2 protein-coding genes are annotated in these 2,548 nt (G+C 44.2%); both read left to right on the top strand.

Features of this window, described 5'->3' with window-relative positions; genetic code table 11:
* Positions 1-186: 186 nt before the first annotated feature.
* Positions 187-939 (top strand): IS5 family transposase, encoded by a 753-nt coding sequence (locus tag ACI2IW_RS13870; RefSeq protein ID WP_191114789.1) that lies wholly within the window; start codon positions 187-189, stop codon positions 937-939.
* A gap of 265 nt (positions 940-1,204) precedes the next feature.
* On the top strand, positions 1,205-2,386 hold the full coding sequence (locus ACI2IW_RS13865) for a cation diffusion facilitator family transporter (protein WP_077448184.1): 1,182 nt from the start codon (positions 1,205-1,207) through the stop codon (positions 2,384-2,386).
* The last annotated feature ends 162 nt before the right edge of the window (positions 2,387-2,548 follow it).

Here is a 2,548-nt window from a genome sequence, read left to right as displayed (position 1 = left end):
CAGTAGTGTTCATTTCTGACGGATCAAATCATGAAAGGTTAAATACGCCCTGATGTTAAGCACAAAAAAACCCAGCAATGATATTAAGATCACTAGGGCGTGTTGAACATTGGGTATAAATTAATGGCAAAAAAAATAGCGAACGGTTAATCTTTAAGTTCTCACACAAAAAAGATATCGTTCGCTATGCCTCGCACTATGCTCAAAGATGAACACTGGACAAGACTGAAACCTATATTACTAGAACTTAATATCTATGACAAAGGAAATCTTAGACAAACGGTTGAAGGCGTGCTTTATCGCATGCGTGTTGGCTGTCCTTGGTGCGACTTACCCGAGTGTTTTGGCAAGCCCAATACCATCTATAAAGCTTACCAGCGCTGGTTTCGTAGTAATAAGCTGATTACGCTGTTTGCTTTATTAATCAAAGACGCAGACCTTGAGTGGGTCTTCATTGATGGTACTCATATTAAAGCGCATCAGCACAGCAGTGGTGGCAATGAGAACCTACAATCCATTAGTAAAAGTGTGGCAGGACGCGCGACCAAGATTCACTTGGCAGTAGATGCGCATGGCAATCCGATTACCTTTATCTTGTCAGATGGCACGACCCACGATGTTAAAGTCGCACCTGACTTAGTAGACAAAGTTAATTTGAGCAACACAGAGGTTTTATGTGCCGATAAAGGCTATGATTCTGATGCACTACGAGCGCATATTGAACAAGCAGGGACACGGGATAACATCCCTCGAAAACGAAATACTCAGTCTTCTAACGACCATATGGACTGGGACTTATATAAAGCGAGGCATCTAGTAGAAAATGCTTTCGCCAAACTAAAACAGTATAGGGCGGTTGCCACCAGGTTTGATAAGCTCAAGCAAAGTTATGAAAATACGGTCGCTCTTGCTTGTGCTTATATCTGGCTCAAATTATGAATGTTCAACACGCCCTAGTCAGTTCAAAATAACATGGTGATAAATTGAAGAGTGCTACTGGAATGAATGTTGCGCAGCCTCTGTAATAACAGCATGCAAGGAAAATTTATACCAGTAGCACGATGTCATTTTTGCAGTGAATCGACTATAGCTTACTGGCTGCATTTTTACCTCGTCGTTACAGCTTCTAATACTCGACTATGTTAGATTTATCATTAATCCTTGAAGTTATTTACCATAAGTCTTAATAAATTTGAGTAACGTTATGAGTCAAGAAGATGCCAGTCATAAGCAAAATAAGCATTTGCCTCCAAGTGAGCCTATTGATGTCTATAAAAACAACGATAGTAACTATACTGCTGGCAATCAAGACGCTCATGATCATGACACTCACCTAGAGCAAAACACCGCACCAAGAGATACCAAAGGCTATCAGCGTACGTTACTGATTAGCTTTGTGATCATCACAGGCTATATGTTTATCGAGGCGATTGGTGGCTTACTGACAGGCAGCTTGGCGTTACTCTCTGATGCAGGACACATGCTCAGCGACGCCATCGCCCTTGGTGCGACGTTGATGGCATTTAAAATCGGCGAAAAAGCCGCCACCCATCAAAAGACCTTTGGCTATAAACGCTTTGAGATTATCGTGGCCACCGTCAATGGTGCGACGCTAGTAATTATCGCCTTGATGATTTTTTATGAAGCGATCAAACGCCTTAACTCACCGCCTGAGATTGCTACCCAAGGTATGCTAATCGTCGCCACCATCGGTATGCTGGTTAATATCTTGGTCGCTTGGCTGATGCATCGTGGTAGTAGCGGCAGCGATGGACACACCCACAGCCATGGAGCAAATGCAGACAAAGTAAATAAAGAAAAAGCAAATAAAAGCAATGATTCCAAAGAGCCTGTCAACCTCAATATGCAAAGCGCTTACTTGCATGTATTAAGTGATTTGATGGGCTCTGTCGCCGCGATCATCGCCGCTTTACTGATGATGGGGTTTGGCTGGGTTTGGGCCGATGCCGCAGCGTCGGTGATCGTCGCGGTACTTATCTTAGTAAGTGGTTACCGCGTTGTACGTGATTCGGTACATGTCTTGATGGAGGGCACGCCAGAAGGCATATCGCTGGTAGATGTGGAAGACAAGCTGCTTGCCCATCCACAAGTAAAACAAGTCCACGACCTGCATATTTGGAGCATCACCAGCGGGCTAAATGCGCTATCTTGCCATGTGATGGTCGATGGGGATATGAGAATCTCGGATGCCAGCGTATTGATTGCCAATCTTGAGCAAGGGTTGCTTGCGCTTGGTATTCATCACGCCACCATTCAGGTTGAAAGCTTGTCACACCCGCAGACCAGCGCCCATAGCGATGCATTGGTCTGCGACATATCAGAGCAGCAAAGCTCTGCGAATAACCATATCGGGCACAGTCACTAGTCACTAGGGCGTGTTGAACCTTCAACCATGGCACTGACAGAGACTATTTGTGAATGTTCAACACGCCCTACTGGGTTGGAGGAAATAACAACTATGTTGTGCTGACTTAGAAAGTCTTATTTATCATTCATAGCAAGGTAGATATTACGATCTGATGCGGAT

The organism is Psychrobacter sp. NPDC078501, assembly GCF_044900935.1.
Taxonomy (GTDB): Bacteria; Pseudomonadota; Gammaproteobacteria; order Pseudomonadales; family Moraxellaceae; genus Psychrobacter.
The sequence above is the reverse complement of the archived record's forward strand: the minus strand, read 5'-3'. Positions and strand labels throughout refer to the sequence as shown.